14 protein-coding genes are annotated in these 17,016 nt (G+C 63.7%); 9 read left to right on the forward strand and 5 right to left on the reverse strand.

The features are described 5' to 3' along the window. Positions 1–63: 63 nt before the first annotated feature. Positions 64–861 carry an SDR family oxidoreductase gene (locus tag BM167_RS12900; protein WP_092893140.1) on the reverse strand — a complete coding sequence of 266 codons (798 nt, stop codon included), beginning with the start codon at positions 859–861 and terminating at the stop codon, positions 64–66. Between the two features lie 154 nt (positions 862–1,015). Between BM167_RS12900 and BM167_RS12905 the strand changes: the two genes are divergently transcribed. From BM167_RS12905 to BM167_RS12915, 3 genes are read left to right on the forward strand one after another with little or no spacing between them, the layout of a single operon-like run. After that, on the forward strand, positions 1,016–1,615 hold the full coding sequence (locus BM167_RS12905) for a TetR/AcrR family transcriptional regulator (RefSeq protein ID WP_092893141.1): 600 nt from the start codon (positions 1,016–1,018) through the stop codon (positions 1,613–1,615). Next, positions 1,612–3,078: an MATE family efflux transporter gene (locus BM167_RS12910; RefSeq protein WP_092893142.1), complete on the forward strand. Its 1,467-nt coding sequence runs from the start codon at positions 1,612–1,614 to the stop codon at positions 3,076–3,078. The genes BM167_RS12905 and BM167_RS12910 overlap by 4 nt, the downstream gene beginning before the upstream one ends. Positions 3,079–3,137: 59 nt before the next feature. Then, complete coding sequence (locus tag BM167_RS12915; protein WP_092893143.1) at positions 3,138–3,329, forward strand: DUF5786 family protein; 192 nt, start codon at positions 3,138–3,140, stop codon at positions 3,327–3,329. A 207-nt stretch (positions 3,330–3,536) separates the two neighbouring features. Here BM167_RS12915 and BM167_RS12920 read toward each other — a convergent pair whose 3' ends face one another. Next, positions 3,537–3,788, reverse strand: coding sequence for a MoaD/ThiS family protein (locus BM167_RS12920; RefSeq protein WP_092893144.1), 252 nt, complete (start codon positions 3,786–3,788; stop codon positions 3,537–3,539). A 369-nt stretch (positions 3,789–4,157) separates the two neighbouring features. On the opposite strand from BM167_RS12920, the gene BM167_RS12925 reads away from it, so the two are divergent. Next, positions 4,158–4,889, forward strand: coding sequence for a hypothetical protein (locus BM167_RS12925; protein WP_092893145.1), 732 nt, complete (start codon positions 4,158–4,160; stop codon positions 4,887–4,889). Beyond that, positions 4,879–6,135, forward strand: coding sequence for a thiol-disulfide oxidoreductase DCC family protein (locus BM167_RS12930; RefSeq protein ID WP_092893146.1), 1,257 nt, complete (start codon positions 4,879–4,881; stop codon positions 6,133–6,135). Before BM167_RS12925 ends, BM167_RS12930 begins: the two co-directional genes overlap by 11 nt. Positions 6,136–6,309: 174 nt before the next feature. On the opposite strand, the gene BM167_RS12935 is transcribed toward BM167_RS12930, so the two are convergent. Both BM167_RS12935 and BM167_RS12940 read right to left on the reverse strand, forming a co-directional pair. Next, positions 6,310–6,549, reverse strand: coding sequence for a DUF7120 family protein (locus BM167_RS12935; RefSeq protein ID WP_092893147.1), 240 nt, complete (start codon positions 6,547–6,549; stop codon positions 6,310–6,312). A gap of 126 nt (positions 6,550–6,675) precedes the next feature. Beyond that, entirely contained in the window at positions 6,676–7,653 is a 978-nt protein-coding gene (locus BM167_RS12940) for a hypothetical protein (protein WP_092893148.1), read from the reverse strand. A 179-nt stretch (positions 7,654–7,832) separates the two neighbouring features. Here BM167_RS12940 and BM167_RS12945 point away from each other — a divergent pair, with 179 nt between their 5' ends. The 4 genes from BM167_RS12945 (at position 7,833) to BM167_RS12960 (ending at position 15,801) form a co-directional block, all read left to right on the forward strand. Further along, entirely contained in the window at positions 7,833–10,589 is a 2,757-nt protein-coding gene (locus BM167_RS12945; RefSeq protein ID WP_092893149.1) for a bacterio-opsin activator domain-containing protein, read from the forward strand. 344 nt (positions 10,590–10,933) lie between these two features. Beyond that, a complete protein-coding gene (locus tag BM167_RS12950; protein ID WP_218153799.1) occupies positions 10,934–12,097 on the forward strand; it encodes a hypothetical protein in 1,164 nt (387 codons plus the stop codon). 408 nt (positions 12,098–12,505) lie between these two features. Beyond that, positions 12,506–14,371 carry a DNRLRE domain-containing protein gene (locus tag BM167_RS12955; RefSeq protein ID WP_092893150.1) on the forward strand — a complete coding sequence of 622 codons (1,866 nt, stop codon included), beginning with the start codon at positions 12,506–12,508 and terminating at the stop codon, positions 14,369–14,371. Then, positions 14,368–15,801, forward strand: coding sequence for a cohesin domain-containing protein (locus BM167_RS12960; RefSeq protein ID WP_092893151.1), 1,434 nt, complete (start codon positions 14,368–14,370; stop codon positions 15,799–15,801). Before BM167_RS12955 ends, BM167_RS12960 begins: the two co-directional genes overlap by 4 nt. 52 nt (positions 15,802–15,853) lie before the next feature. Here BM167_RS12960 and BM167_RS12965 read toward each other — a convergent pair whose 3' ends face one another. Next, the gene (locus BM167_RS12965; protein WP_092893152.1) at positions 15,854–16,948 is read right to left on the reverse strand and encodes a tyrosine-type recombinase/integrase; all 1,095 of its coding nucleotides are present in this window, start codon (positions 16,946–16,948) and stop codon (positions 15,854–15,856) included. Between the last annotated feature and the right edge of the window lie 68 nt (positions 16,949–17,016).

Raw genomic sequence — 17,016 nt, forward strand, 5'->3', positions numbered from 1 at the left:
CCGGCGGATAAGAATTGTCGCGGGGAACTGCCACGTACGGGCGGTTCGCGACGCTCTCGCCGCTCAGAGGTTCGACGCCCCGCCGCCGCCGTCGATGGGGACGGCCACGCCGTCTACGTACTCCGAGAGCGGAGACGAGAGGAACGCGACGGTCCGCCCGAGGTCCATCGGGTCGCCGATGTGACCGAGTGGCACGTCGTCGGCCCAGTCGTCTAACCCGTCCTCGTAGGAGTCGTAGTCGCCGCGTTCGACCCCTTGATCTATGAGTTCCTCGATGCGCGGCGTCTCGTGGGACCCCGGGAGGACGGCGTTGGCGCGAACCTCGGGGGCCAACTCCTTCGAGAGCGTCTTCTCCAGTCCGATGACGCCCATCCGAACCGAGTTCGAGAGGACGAGTCCGTCGATGGCCTCCTTGACGCTCCGGGAGGTGATGTTGACGATGGTGCCGCCGCCGTCCTCGCGCAGGGGGTCCGCCGCGGCGCGGACGAGGCGGACGACGCTCATGACGAGCAAGTCGAACGCGTCGTACCAGTCCTCGTCGGTCGTTTCGAGGAACGGTCCGCTGGGCGGCCCGCCCGCGGAGGTGACGAGGTGGTCGATACCGCCGAACTCCTCTACGGTGCGGTCCACCAACGCCTCGATGTCCTCGCGGACGGTCAGATCGCCCGGCTGTCCGACGACGGACGCCCCCTCCGCGGCGTCCTCGCGGACGTCCGCGACGGCGTCGTCCAACCGGCCCTCGTCGCGGCCGTTCATCACCACGTTCGCTCCCTCGGCGGCGAGTGCTCGCGCCGCCGCCTTTCCGAGTCCGCTACTCGATGCCGTCACCAACGCCGCGTTTCCGTCGAGTCGTAGGTCCATGCGTCACCGGTGTGCGGGCCGCCACCAAAACGCTTGACGAAGGGGCAGACTGTTCGAAGGCGGCGCGGCCGGTTCGCCACGAAGATAGAAGACTTTTCACTGACCGGCCAGTCAGCTAGTACGAACGCTGACTAACCGGTCAGTCAGATACAGAATGACCACGGACGCCGCGGACGAAATCATGACTGCGACGCACAGCGCACTCCGTACCTGCGGGTACGCGGAGTTGACGATGCAGGACATCGCCGACGAGTCGGATCTGAGCAAGTCGGCGCTGCACTACCACTTCGACGGGAAACACGATCTGTTGGTCTCCTTTCTCGAACACCTCCTCGACCGGTTCGAGGCGCGAATCACCGACCCGGAGGGCGAGACGCCGGTCGAACGCCTCCGGTGGTTGGTCGAGACGATACTGGCACCGGGAGAACGGCGGAGCGACGGCTTCCAGACCGCGCTCCTCGAAATTCAAGCGCAGGCCCCTCACGACGAGGCGTACCGAGAGCGACTCGAACAGTTCGACGAGGCGTTCGTCTCGCAGGTTCGGTCGATAGTCGCCGCGGGCGTCGAGGACGGAACCTTCCGCGCCGACGTGGACCCGGACCAGACGGCGTCGCTCGTCGCCACGTACCTGAAGGGCGTCCGCACGCGCCACGTCGCCGCCGGTCACTCGCTCGAACGGAGTGCGGCGGTCATCTACCGGCACATCGACGACCACGTCGTCGCCGAAGATAGCACGGTGGTGACGGCCGAATGAGCCTCAGAGACCGACTCGGGAGCGTCTTCAAGGGGCCCGAGGAGTTCGACCTCACGACCGGGGGTATCGGGTGGCCGCTGTTCTACCTCTCGCTTCCCATCGTCGTCACGAACCTCCTCCAGACGGCGTACAACCTCGCGGACACGTTCTGGCTCGGCCAGTACAGCACGAACGCCTTGGCGGCCATCAGTTTCGGCTTCCCGATGGTGTTTCTGCTCATCTCGCTGGGGATGGGCCTCTCCGTGGCCGGGAGCGTCCTCGTCGCCCAGCACATCGGCGCCGACGAGGAGAGCGAGGCCGAGTACGCCGCCTCGCAGACGGTGAGCATCACGCTCGTCGGGTCGGTGTTCCTCGGCATCGCCGGTTTCTTCGCCGTGGAGACGTTCCTCGACGTTCTCGGGGCGTCGGAAGCGGTGCTCCCCCTCGCGACGGACTACATGGAGGTCATCTCGCTCGGGATGCCCTTCATGTTCGGCTTCCTCGTGTTCATCTCGCTGATGCGGGGGTACGGCGACACCATCACGCCGATGCTCGTGATGTTCGGGTCCGTGGTTCTGAACATCTTCATCGACCCGTTCCTCATCTTCGGGTTCGAGAACAACCCGCTTTTCGGCATGCTCGGTCTCCGCGGCGTCGAGTCCCAACTGCTTTCGATGACCGGATTCACCGGGTCGGGAATCGAAGGCGCGGCCATCGCGACGGTGTTCTCGCGCGCGTTGGCTCTCGTCGTCGGACTCGCCATCATGTTCAGCGGTACCCGCGGCGTTCGAATCCGCCTCTCGCAGATGCGCCCGGACTTCTCTTTCGCGCGGAAACTGTTCGCCATCGGCGCGCCCGCCTCCGTCGAGGGGACCGGACGAGCGCTCTCTATCAACCTGCTCTTGTTCATCGTCGCCATGTTCCCGCCCACCGTCGTCGCCGCGTACGGCATCGGGACGCGGGTGTTCTCGGTCATCTTCCTGCCCGCGATAGCCGTCGCCCGCGGCGTCGAGACGATGACCGGACAGAACATCGGCGCGGGAAAGGAACACCGGGCCGAACAGAGCGCGAACTTCGCGGCGAAGGTGATGTTCGTCGTGTTGAGTCTCCTCGGCGTCGTCGCGTGGTTCGGCGCGCGGCCGATTACCGCCGTCTTCACCACCGACCCGGCGGTCATAGACGTCGGCACGGCGTTCCTCCGCTACGTCGCGCCGTCGTTCGGCTTCATCGGAATCATGCGGTCGTACACGGGGAGTTTCCGCGGCGCGGGCGAGACGCTCACCGCGGCGGCCGTCTCGATTCTGATGCTCGGCGTCATCCGCCTCCCCGTCGCGTGGTTCGGCGCACAGGAGTTCGGGTCGTCGGGAATCTGGCTCGCGTTCACCGTCTCGAACGTCCTCGGTGCGTTGATAGCCGTCGCCTGGTACCGCCGCGGCACGTGGCAGGACGGGTCGCTCACGCAACCGACCCCGGCGGACGACTGACTGTCCCGGGCTCCGACGCGTACCGGACCGCTTTTTTGTGTGCCGTCCGATGTTGTCGTATGGGTTTTGGTAGCTACGACGAGTCAGAGCAGCAGCAACCGGCCGACGACGAAGACGACGCGGGCGAGGGCGTCAGCGTCCACGAGAACGACCACGACGGGTCCGTCAGCGTCGAGTCGGACGTCTCGACGGACGACTTGGTGAGTCGTCTCGGCGACATCCGCGACGCCGAAGAAGACGACGAGGAGTAACCCGGATTTCGAGGACGGCCTTTTTACGTGCCCCGACTGCGTACCGAAAGTGACGACGTTCGTCGTGTCCGTCGGTCGTTCTCGTCGTCAGAGTGGCTCCGAGTGCGCCCGTCAACCCCGAATAATCGGCGACGGCTATCGTCGGTTTCGTGCTCTGTGTCGATTTTCGGTCGTTTTCCACTCTGGTGTCGCGGCCGTCCTCCGGGGTCACTCCATTCTGACCGCGTCCGAGATGACGACCGCGTCGCCGTCACCGAGACCGGTTCCCGCGTCGGCGCGCCCGCCGTTGACCCGATACACCAGTCCGTCCGGGAACGCGTCGGGGTCGAACTCCTCGAACTCGGCGGCGAGGCCGGCGATCACGTCACCGACGGTGGACGGCGACTCCACGACGCGCGAGAGCGACTGCTCTCCCACCGCCTCGGCGACGCCCCCGTAACACCGGATGGTCACTTCCACGGCAATCGGGTGTGTGACGCCGAGACAAGAGCGTTACGAGTCGAGAGACGGTCACTCGAACCCTACGGTCTCCGTCGCCGAGTCGCCCCGACGACCGGTCTGTCCGCCCGTTCCAGCGAGCGTTCGACTCCTGACCACCGGTTTACCCGCGACACCGGACGACGCGGTCTGAGCTAGTACGACCGATTCTTCCGCCGATAGCCGGCAATAATAACGGGCTAGCTGCCGATCCTTCGCTTTTCGACTACAGTAACCGGTTTGATTACGGGGTTAGCAGATTAATAATAAAGAACGTTGTACGGGTGTCCACAGTATATGATCGGGCACACAGGGCTGACACGTCTCGACTACCGGAGGCGTCTATAACGGATGGCGTTGCAATCGGTCGTCGACCTGCTCCGGCCGTTCGCGGAGTTCATACTTCCGCTGATATTCTTCGGCTTCTTCGCCGTCGCCGGAGTGGCGATATACTACAACCGGAACCGGACGGTCCGACGAACGTTCACCGTCGGTCTCGTGGTCGTCTTGTTCCTCTTTCAGACGACGGTCATCCCGTTGACCGTCCCGCCGTTCACGACGTGGCACAAGTTCTCTGATACGTGGGACGAAGAGCGAATCGAGTACGAGTTCCGAGTCGTCGACGAAGAGGGGAACGAACTCAGGTTCGACGGGAAATCCACGCTGGCCTTCCACGGCATCCGGATGTCGCTGTTACACGACCGGATGACGGGAGAGTTCACCGAGGACGAAAGGCGGGAGGCCGCGAAGTTCCTCTTACACAGCGCTCGGGAGTATCGGACGGAACTCGAACGGAACAATCCCCGACGCGGACTCGCCTGGACGGACGGCGAGATACCGCCCCAACAGATGATTCACTTCCCCTCTCACGGACACGTGAGCACGTGGACGCCCAGCTTAGTGGAGAACTATTCCGAGTTCGTCGGTATCCGCCTCTACCAGATGACCATCGAGACGTCCGAAGACGGCTCAGAAGTCGTCTCGTACTCCGAGGAGATGGTCTACGAGTACGACGATTCCACCGAATCGAACGAGACGGTCTCCGAAACCGAACCTGCACTGGAGGCGCGACATGTTCATTAACTACTTCGCCGACGAAGAGCGCTCGTCGCCGATAAACCTGGCCGTGGGCCGGGCGATAATCGCCAGTTGGCTCGTCTGGAAGACGATAATGTACGACTGGCAGCGGTTCGTCGAGGTACCGTTCCACCTGACGCCGGAGTTCGCGTGGACCCTCCCGCCCGTCGCGCCGGGACTCGTCTTGACCGTCGAGAAGTGGGTCCTCATCGGACTGCTCGTCCTCTTTGCGTTCGGTTACCGGATACGGTTCACGGGCGGCGTCGGGGCGTTGCTGTTGGCGCACCTCGCCGCGGCCAGACAGATACACATCACGTCCGGCGAGGCGCAGTCGCTTCTCATCGGGGTGTACTTTCTGCTGGTGTACACCGTCTACTCGCAGACCGACGCGCTCTCGATAGACGGGCTCCGGCGGACGAAAAACGAGACGGTCGACTCGCTTCGGTCGTTCATCGTGTCGGGACGCGACTCGTACCCACTGCCCGGACTGAAGTGGACGCTCGTCATCATCGCGATGATATACTTCGGTTCCGGCTTCGACAAACTGTTTCCCGACGGTCCCTTCGGCGGCTTTCACGCCGGATACTTCGGCTCCGTCCACCTCTCGCGGGTAATCGTCGTTCGCGACATCGCGTACCCGTGGCACGTCCCCCTCGGACCGGAACTCGTCGAGTACCCGACGGTAATTACCGGTGCCGCTATCGGAACGCTCGTCGTCGAACTCGGACTGTTCGTCGCGGTGCTCGCCGGAATCGGCATCACTCCCTTCGCGCTCGGACTCTTGGGCTTTCAGACGAGCGTCGTCGTCCTCTTCGGTATCCTGTTTGCCGATACCTACCCGATTCTCCTGACGTTCGTCGCGTGGGACCGACTCTACGGGCGCGTCGTCAGCGACCGAACGCTCGACGTCGTCTTCGACGGTCGATGTTACTTCTGCATGCGGAGTCTCTACCTGTTCCGCATCCTCGACGTGAACGACACCGTCCGGTTCGTTCCGCAGTCGTCGGCACCCGACGAGTACCGGAACCGAGACGGAGTCGACTTCGACAGCGCGATGTACGCCTTCGACGGCGACGAGGCACACGAGGGCTACTACGCGTTCCGCGAACTCCTCCGGCAGTACCGGGTGTTCTTCCCGGTCGTCTGGCTGATGGGACTCGGTCCGGTCGCGCGCGTCGGAGAACGGGTCTACGGCTACGTCGCGGCCAACCGCGGCCGACAGTTCACCTGCCGCGTCGACCTAGAAGAGTGACCGACTCGGCCGTCTTCGCTGAAATGGGCGGGTCCGCGAGACGAAACTGATTCGAGAAGTAGCCTCCGCGCGTCGCTCCCGACGAGTCGGCCGTTCGTCTCTCGGTCACGGGGTGGGAGGTATCGTTCGGAACGGTCGGCGTCCCGTCCGGAAGACGAGAACGGTCGCGCCGTCTCAGAGGCGGTCGTCTTCGATGTTTCCGGGGTCGTCCGCGGTGTCGAACAGGTTGTTCTCTGCGCCTTCCATGAAGTCGTCGCCCGGGGGCGAGTCGTCGACGACGTCGACGTTGTACGCGTCGATGCCCATACTGAGCAGTTCCTCTACGGCTTGTTCCTCTGTTACGAACTCCTCGTCTACGAGGTGTTCGAATTCGCTGAGCAGTTCGTCGGGGAGCGACACTTCGACAACGGGCATAAGCGCAGATTTGCACTCCTCCTACTTGAACTGCAGGATAGAGACAGTCGGATTCGGCGGTTACTCTCGGACGCGGCGTCGGCGGACCGAACGAGAAGAGAGCCCCGAAGCCGCTCGCGCCGTCCGTTACTTTTGACCCTGACTCGCGAGGTGGTGCTCCATGACCGTCCGCATTCCCTCTATCAACTCGTTCACGTCGAAGCTCTCGATGTCGTAGTTGTGACTGAGCGCCTCGTAGTATCGCGACTGCCACTCGGCTTCGAACTGCTCTCGTATCTCGTGGTTCTGAATCGCCTCGATGGCCGTCTCCGGGTCGTCGTCGTAGGAGATGATGCCTCGTTCGAGTGCCTCCACCACGACGCCCGCCGTGTAGTCGTCCTCGTAGAGTTCCCGTTCCCAGGTGGTCACCCAGTTTCCGATGCGGGCCATCTTCTGGAGGTCCAAGAGCAGGCTTCGAAGCTTGCCGAGTTCGGTGCGGGCGAACCGCGGCGTCCACATCAGGTCGATGTCCGCGTAGGGGAACATCACCATGTTGAACGGACCGTAGTGACGGGACTCGGCGAGGTTCGTCATCTCGCGGTTCTTGCTGAGCACCTGCGCGTACCCCATCGTGTTGATGGCCTGTCTGAGGTCGAAGCGGAAGACGTCGCGGTGCTCGTTGTAGCACGGTGCCTCGGTTAATAGGTCGTTAACCTGGTTCCAGAGCAGTTCCGCGAACTCGAGCACTTCCGTCTCGACGCCCGGGGCGTCGTAGTCGACGGCGTCGATCGCGTACGGAATCCGTCGCGCCTGCTCGAACGTCTCGCCTCCGCTGGGCCGGTCCGCGAGGTCGTCAAGAACCGTGATAAACATCGTAAAGATGGTCTTCGTCTCCTTCACCGTCTCGACGGACTCCGACGGAACGCACGGAAGCGTAAACGCATCGAACAGGTTATGGATCCACTTCCAGAGGAACTCGCTCCGTTCGCCGACTCGGCGGTCGTACTCCTCGGACAGTTCGACGACCGACGGAGGTAGCTCGGTCCCTTCTACCTCTCGAATGCACTCTATACGGTTGTTACCTGGCTGCGAAGACGGTTCGTGGTATGCTGCTCTCCCCGACATACTTGGCTTAATTCGGTCATAATATATCAATCTTCTCAATAAATATTATGAATTAGATGAATGTATGGAATTACTATATGTTGTGTGAACACTTCCCCGCGGATACAGTTCAGAATCCGGGACTTTTGCGATATCTCGTTACTAGCAACTTATCTCGCGTGAGAGGATAGGCTCTCTCCATGAGTACCGGGTCTGCTACGCAGTCGTCCGAGATTCGAGTGAGTCTCGTCGGCGACGATTCGCACGCAGAGACCGTTCGCGTCCTTCTGCGGAACGACGCTTCTCTCGACGTTCAGCCGCCCGGTTCCGAATCTGAACCGGGCCAGACCGACGAAACCGATTGTTTAGTCTGTACGAGCGCGGATTCTGCGGAGGCCGTCTGCGGACGCGACGAGACGACGCCCGTCGTGGTCGCTCTCGCGGACCCAGACAGAGAACAGACTGCGCGTGCGTACCGGGCGGGAGCGACGAGCGTCGTCGAATCGAGCGACAGACTACCGCGGCAGGTGGCGTGGGTCGCCGGTGGGCGGGGCGTCGTCGCCGACGCCCTCGACACGTCGGACGCAGTCGACACCGCTTCGGCGTTCGGCGACGCCGTCTGCGTCCTCGACCACCGGTGGCGGGTGCGGCGTTCGACGGCGGCGTTCGACGATCTGTTCGACGTTCCGCGGCCCGCGGCCGACGGTCTCTCTCTTTGGACCGTCCACTCGGACCCCTCTCCCGTCGAGCGACACTGCTGGGAGGCGGTTCTCACCGGTACGTCGCAGGAGTTCGAGACGGGAGTCGGCGAGGGCCGACGCGCGACCGTGAGCGTGGTCCCGTTCGACGACGGCGTCGCACTCCGATACCGCGACGTGACCGAGGCCGTCGAGACGCGCGAGTCACTCGACCAGTACCAGCGCATCTTAGAGACCATCGACGACGGCATCTACACGCTCGACGACAACTTCTGCATCACGGATGTGAACGAGGCGGTCGTCGAGATGACGGGGTACTCGCGCGAGGAACTCGTCGGGTCGTTCGCGACGATGCTGGCCGACGAGTCGATCATAGCCGAGGCGGACACCGTCATCCAAGACATCCTGACCGGCGGGCAGGACGACGGACGACTCGACGTGGAACTACGGACCGCAGACGGCAACCTGATCCCCGTCGAGACGCGCTTTTCCGCGCTCCAGTTCGCCGACGGGACGCACGGTTCGGTCGGCGTCATCCGCGACATCAGCGACAGGAAACGCTACGAACGGACACTCCACGCTCTCAACAGTTCGGCGCACGAACTGTTCGCCGCGGACACGAAGCACGGCGTCGGCGACATCGTGTTCGACACGGCGACGGAGATTCTCGAACTGGATTCGGTCGTCGTCTACCTCTACGACGAGGGGGCGGGTCGCCTCGACCCCGTCGCCTGCGGGGGTCCGGTCGACCTCCCCACCATCGGGCCCGGAGACGGGGCCCTCTGGAACTGCTTCGTCGACGGCACGTCGGTTTCGCTGGACGTGAGCGACCCCGCGAACTGCGAGTGGGACGCGCTCGAATCGGCGGACGACACCGATGAAGCGTCCGGCGGGAGCGTCGCGGTTCCGCTCGGCGAACACGGCCTGTTGGCCACCGTCTCCTCGCCCGACGGGATGACGCGGGGGCAGGCCACCCTGACGAATCTGTTGGCCGCGAACGCGGAGGCCGCGCTCGACCGGGTGAGCCGGTCGGTCGAACTCGAACGCCGCAAGGAGGAACTCTCGCGGCGCAACGAGGAACTGACGAGTCTCAACCGGTTCAACGAACTCCTACGGGAGGTCAACCGCGTCCTCGTGGAGGCGGACACCCGCGAGGCGATAGAACAGGCGGTCTGTGAACAACTCGTCGACGGTCCGTCCATCGCCTTCGCGTGGATCGGGGCACTCGACCGCGGCGAGGAGACGATGGTCCCGCGCGCGTGGGCCGGAAGCGAACGGGGCTATCTCGACTGTCTCTCCGCCGACCCCGAGGAGTTCTCGACCGAACCGAGCCTCGTCGCCGCCCGAGAGGGCGAGACGACGGTCGTCGACAACGTCGGTCGGCACATCCAGCGTCACGGCTGGCGGCGCGACGCCCTCACTCGGGAGTTCGCCTCCGTCGCGAGTATCCCCCTCACGTACCACGAGTTCGGGTACGGCGTGTTGACCGTCTACGCGACGGAACCGGACGCCTTCGACGAACAGACCCGACTGATGTTCGAGGAACTCGGCGTCACGACGGCCAACGCCATCAACGGGGCCGACGCGAAAGAGTCGCTTCACACCGAATCGATAATCGAACTCGACGTCAGCGTGACGAGTCCGAACTCTCCGCTGCACCGTATCTCACAGAGCGTCGGCGGAGAGATACGCCTCGAAGGGAGCGTCCGGCAGAGTTCCGGCGCGATGTTGGTCTACATGACGATCGTCGACGCCGAGATGGACGCCGACGCTCTCGCTTCGCTGACGGCCGTCGAGGACGTCCGCGTGATAGCCGAACGGGACGAGGAGACGCTGGTGGAAGCGCAGTTGTCCGCAGACACACTCCCGTCGCGACTCGCGGATTTGGGTGCCGCGGTCAAGCGTCTCACGTCCTCCGAGCAGTCCCTCGACGTCTCCGTGGAACTCCCCCCGCAGTCGGACGTCCGCGAGTTCGTCGAGACGCTCCAAGAGTCGTACCCGGGGACCGAACTGAGCGCAAAGCGGACCAGCGAGAAGTCCGCCGAAACCTCGCAATCGTTCCGAGCGAACGTGCGCGACAACCTGACGAGCCGACAGTTCGAGGTGCTTCGGACCGCCTACTTCTCGGGGTACTTCCAGTGGCCGCGCGACCGGACGGCGAGCGAACTCGCAGATTCGCTCGGCGTCTCTCAACCAACCTTCTCTCGCCACCTCCGGGTCGCAGAACAGAAACTCCTCGACGACCTGTTGGGCGAGTAGAGCCGTTCTGTCACCGAGTCGTGCGAACCGAGGGTTGGGATTCGAACCGGCTCTCCTGCCGACCGCGACTGATTTAATGCGGTTCTACCTCCCGTCCTACCGTGAATGACTCCGAACACAGAAATACAGAAATGCATACTATTACTGACGAGATATCCAATATCGAGATACAGGTATAGGCGTGCTAAAACGCCTCCTAGTGGGTAAAGAAGGGACTCTACCTGCGGATTCGAACGACTGCCCTGACATGTTTTATGTTATATAACAATATGTGCGTCACCTCTACTCCGACGCATGATGAACTACTGGAAAGTGACCACTATCCACGGGGCGAGTGGAGACGCATGACTCGGTATCATTACGACTTTTTCGGTGACCTGTTGGTCGAAGTCGTCGGACAGGACGGCCGAACCGACGTCCAGTTCCGGAAGATGTTCGACCACTACCGGGTCCGGTCGCCCGACCGCGAACCGGATATGGTCATCCGGGAGACGACGGACGAGGTGGACCCGGACGTCGTCTTGGGTGACCCGAACGATTACTATGGATGGACCGGCGAGAAGTTCGTGGTCTACAGCAACGATTACATGGCGGTCGAACCCGGCTGGAACCACATCGACGTGACTCCGGGATTCGAGCCGTTCTACCTGATCTACCCGATGGAGCTGAAGATTCGGCAGGCGAAGGTCGAACGACAGCAGGCGCTCATTCACGCGTCCGGCGTCTCTCTCGACGGCCAGACGACGCTGTTTCCGGCGTGGCGGGGCGGCGGCAAGACGAACACGCTCCTTTCGCTACTGCGGGAGGGCGCCGGGTTCCTGTCGGACGACCGCCTCTGGGTCGGCGCGGACGGGTCCGCGCTCGGCTATCCGCTCGGCGTGAACCTCGGGCCGTACAACATCGGGTCGTTCCCCGAAATCGAAGTCGAACACGACACGACGGAAGACCGCATCCGCCACGAGGCCCACGAGTTCATCGACAAACAGGTCGAGAAAGGCGCTTCGCTGCCCGAGACGGCCATCTCCTTCCTGAATGACACCCTTCTCGGCAGCAGCAACCGAGATTTCACCGACGTGACGTCGGTGTACCCCGGTGCGGACTTCGTCGAAGAATCCACCGTCGACAACGTCGTGTTCCTCCAAGCGGCGCCGGACGCGGACAACATCTCGGTCGAACAGATAACGACCGAGGAGGCGATGTCCGGCGTCACCGCCATCTGTAACTTCGAGTGGGACGGGCGACTCCGAGAGTACTTCCACGCGTACGACGCTCTGGTCGAAGGCGGAGACATGGTCGAGACGCTGGACCAGGTCGTACAGAAGGAACGCTCTGTCTTCCGGGAGTTGTTCGATGACGTGCGAGTCTACCGCGCGCGCGTCCCGCGAAAAGCCGACTGGGGCGAGGCGGGTCTCGACGCCGCCATGGTGGACATGGTGTCTTCGTTCGGTGACCGAGACGACACAAACGACGAACTAACCCGGCGACAGGCTTCTGCGTCCTCCGACTAACTTCTAGTTCGGCGGCGCTTACCGCCGTCCGCGAACCGGCCGTGGAGTCGCTCTTCGACAGTTCTTGGGTTCAACGACCCGTTTCCCGCGCGTCGGTAACCCTCGACAGCGTCTCGGCATCCGATGGGACGACGCCGACGCGACGACGGCGTTCGCCGTCCCGTCTCCCGAATTTCCATCTGCAATTTAACAGATATATAACTATCCACGCTCCGCGAAGACCATTCTCTCAGGACTAATTTCGATGTACAACTTACAGGAGATCCGGAGCAGACAGCGACAGGAACGGACACAGAGCGGTTCTATGTCGTCTCAACAGGCGTGTGAGACGACGGAAGATTCCCCGACCGACGAGCGCTCTCTCGCGACCGACCGACGGTCCGAACAGGTCTACGAGGACGTGAAACGATGAGTAGAGATACTGATATATCCGGGGACCGACTGGCCCCGACGAGGCGGAGCGTTCTCGGCGCACTGGGTGCGGGCGTCGGCCTGACGACGTTCGGCGCGACCACTGGTGCCGCCGCGGATTCAGATTCGGACTACTGGACCGTCGTCGCCCTTCCGGACACACAGGAGTACGCCGAAGCGAAACTGAGCGGGAAGCCCGAGGTGGCGCAGTACGCGCACGACCAGACAAAGTGGATAGTCGAGAACCGCGATTCCGAGAATATCGTCTTCGTGACCCACGAGGGTGACGTAATCGACGGCTATCAGAAGCCCGAGGAGAACGCCGACAAAATCGACGCGCAGTGGGAGTTCATGGACGACGTGATGTCCAGGCTCGACGGCAAGGTACCCTACTCGACGGTCACGGGGAACCACGACTGGCGGACGTGGTGGGACCGAAGTTCCTCCGTCGCAGGCTACAAAGACTACTTCGGCCCGAAGCGGTACGACCAGTACGACTGGTTCGGCGGTGCGGGGCCGACGAACGGCGACGAGAACCGCGACAACCTCAACACCTACCAACTGTTCTCCGCCGGCGGATACGACTTCCTCCACCTCGCGTTAGAGTGGGAGGTTCCGGGGAGCGTCGACGACCCGTCGACGCCTCTGGGATGGGCACAGAAAGTCCTCGACGAGCATCCGGACCGAGCGACGATACTCACCACGCACTCGTATCTCCGAGACGACCCGACTCGGCGGGCGGAGAAAATCCAAGAGGCCGATGGCGACGGCAACCACGCAGAAACGATCTGGAACGATCTGGTTTCGCAGAACCCGCAGGTGTTCATGGTGCTGAGCGGTCACTGGCACGACACCAAAGAGGGCGAAGCCCACCAGGTTTCGACGAACGAGGCCGAACTCCCGGTCTACGAGATGCTGGCGAACTACCAGTTCCGGACCCAGGGGGGGTACGGCCTGCTCCGGCGCATCGAGTTCCATCCGGGCGGCGGCGACCCGGACCGCATACAGGTCCGAACCTACTCGCCCGGTACGGGGGACGTCGAGGACGACGAGAACAGCGAGTTTAGCTTCGACCTCGATTTCGACGAACGCTTCGAGGTGTCGTCGTCGCCGTCGTCCCCGGACACGCCGCAGGTCGAGTTCCAGCAGGGGTCGGACGGCTACGACGGAACGGTCGATACCACCCTCCGAGAGTCCGACCCAGACACGAGTTACGGGACCGAATCGACGGCGGCGGTCGATACCGACGACCCGAACGGTTCGGGGGACGCCGTGCAAGCGCTTCTCCGGTTCGACGGACTCGTCGGGACCGAAGACGGGCGATTACCGCCGGGAGCGAACGTCGAAAAAGCCACCCTCACCCTCGAAACTGCGGACGGAGGCGACGGGGCGGCGGTCCACCGAATGCTCGCGGGGTGGACCGAAGACGACACGTGGGAGTCGACTGACGGCGGCGTGCGAGCGGACGGGTCCCAAGCGACGTCCGACGCCGCGGCCCAGACCGGGTCGGTCAGCCCGGGCCAGACGGACGTGGATGTCACAGCGAGCGTACAGGCGTGGGCGAACGGCAAGGCGAACAACGGGTGGGCGCTTCTCCCACTCGGCGACGACGGCTGGGACATCCGAACCGCGGAGAGCGACTCCCCGCCGACGCTGACCGTCCAGTACACCGCACCCGAGACGGTTACGGGCGACTCCGACGGCGACGGCGACGTCGACAGCGACGACGTGGACGCAGTCCAGCGGTCGATAGCCGGCGAGGATGTCGATATCGACGAGGACGCCGCCGATGTCGACGGCGACGGCGATGTCGACGTCGGTGACGCCGTCTCGATTCGGAATCTGAGCGGGGACGGCGCATGAGGAACGCGCGCGTCGTCCTGGCGTGTGCTCTCGTCGTCCTAGCCGTGGGTCTCCCGGCCGCGGCCGGTTCAGCGCAGACGGGAACCGCGACGGGGATACATCTCGGCGAGGACGTCGCGGCCGACTCGGACGGGACGATAACCGCGGACCCCGGTGAAACGGTCACGGTGACCGTCTGGGCGAACGCCACCGGCGTGAGCGGCTATCAGACGGCGGTCACCTACGATTCGAGCGTCGTCGACGTCCAATCGGTCTCGGGTTCGGAGGACTTCGACGACCCCGTCGTGAACGATGAGGACGGACGGGTCGCGTTCAACCAGATTCGGGCGTCCGACACGACTGACCCGGTTCTGGCAGAGATAACGTTCTCCGTGACCGGCGATGCGGGCGACGCCACCGAAATCTCGTTCGTCGGGGACGACACGACGTTCGCCGACGGAAACGGTGAGACGTTCTCGCCGGGGTCGTACGAGAGCGTGGAACTGACCGTCGAAGGTTCGACGGCGACGTCCACTCCGACGGAGACGGAAACGCCGACTGACACCGAAACGGCAACCGCGACGTCTACACCGACGGAGACGGACGCGCCGACCGAGACGGAAACGGCGACGGAGACGGAAGCGTCGACCGAAACCGCGACTGAAGCGCCGGACGGGACTGAAGACTCCACATCCACGCCGGATGGCATGGCGGAGCAGACATCCACACCGGATAGTACGAACGAGACGACGTCCACGCCGGACGATACGGACGAATCGACGTCCACGCCGGACAACGAGGCGACGTCTACTCCGACCGAGACTGCGGCACCGGCTAACACTGGTGGCGGCGGAGGCGGCGGAGGCGGTGGAGGCGGCGGTGGAAGCAGTAGTTACGACGACGACGATGACGACGACGACGGAGACAGCGGTGCATCTGACCCCGCCGAACCGTCGTTCTCCATCGCGGAGGCGAGTCTCAACACGTCGTCACCGGAACCCGGTAGCCCGGTGACCGTGTCGGCTCTCGTCGAAAACACGGGTGACGCCTCCGGCGAGTTCGACCTGCAGGTCTACGTCGACGAAAACGCGACCGACGCGAATCAGACCGTCGAGGTCGATGCTGGCCAAGAACGCCGAGTGAATCTCTCGCTTCGGTTCGACTCGCCCGGGACGTATTCGGTCGCGGTTGCCGACACGTCCGTCGGTAACGTGACCGTCCAACAAGAGGAGACGGCCACCCCGTCGTCCACGGCGACGGAGACGCCGCAGACGACGTCGAAGCCGTCCGATGCGGAGGCACCTGCGGACACGGATAGCCCCGCCTCGACTGCGGCCGACGGCACGTCGAGCGGAGAAACCGTAGAGTCGATGCCCGGATTCGGGTTCGCTCTCGCCGCCGTCGCTATCGCTACCCTCCTTGGATGGGTCGGGCGCAGAGACAACGACTGAGGCGAGTCGAGACAGCCCTCGTAACGGTCGTTCTCCTTTGCAGCGTTTTTTTTTACTCGTCGAGGAGTTCACTCGCCGCATCTCCCCGTTCGGACGCGTCGATGTGTGAGTACGCTTCTTTCGTGACCGAGAGGCTACTGTGTCGGAGGATGTCCGACGCCAGTCCACGATCCTTCCGGAACAACGTATCGCCGAGTCCGCGGCGGGCACCGTGCAACTTCGGAGCCTCGCCGTCCACCTCGACGCCGGCGTTCTCGGCGATTCGCGCCAGTACCGTCCGGGCACCGTGAGTCGTGATCGCCGGCGGCGCAATCTCGCACTCCCGAAGAACCGACTCCACGTCGGCGTCCGCGAGCAAGTCCTCGGCATCCTCTCGTGCCTCCCGAACGGCGGCGTACTTCGAGGGGGCGTGGGCGGTCGGAAACACCGGCCACTCGTCCGTCGGCGGGTCCTGTACGCGGTACCAGCTTTCGATAGCGTCGCGCGCTTGCTCTAAGACGGAGACGTCTTCCCACGACTGCGATTTCCCCCAGACTCGGAACGTCCACGACTCTCGGTCCACCCGATTCCACGTCAGCCCCTGTCGGCCCTCGCGGTCGTCGCCGCTCACTCGGAGGACTTCTGCACCTCTGACGCCCGTGTACGCGAGGACGTGGACGAACGCTCGCTCTCGGACCGTTTCGGTCGCGTCGAGGCCCTCGTTCTCGATAGCCTCGTACGCTCGGTCGTTCGTGTATTCGACTAGCTGACGGCGGACGTCCGGGGTCCAGAACTGCTGCGTGCGGTCTTGGTCGTCGCGAGGCAAGGGTTCGCGGGCGCGGTCCGTCGTCGCCGGGTTCCGCGAGAGGACGCCGTCGCGGACGCAGAACCCGAGGAACCCACTGATGACGTTGTAGTACATCTGCGCTGTCGAAGCAGCGATGCCGTCCGCATCGACGCGTTGGTTGAGTCGGTCGGCGTACCGCCGGATGATCTGTTCGCCGTCGCGTTCGAGGTGCTCGAAGGAGTCGAGGTCGCGGCGCCGAAGCCACGTCTCGAACTGCCCGAGGACCGTCTCGGCGGTATCTCGGTACTGGGTGGAGTCGCCGCTGGAACGGAGGTATCGATCGACTGTCTCGGTGAACTCGGTCGCGTCGTCGACGCTCACCGCGGGCCTCCCGCCGCTAGATGGCCGTTTCGATGGTTGCAACCCGGTGATTTCGTGGATGACATCGG

This window comes from Halopelagius inordinatus, assembly GCF_900113245.1.
Lineage (GTDB): Archaea > Halobacteriota > Halobacteria > Halobacteriales > Haloferacaceae > Halopelagius > Halopelagius inordinatus.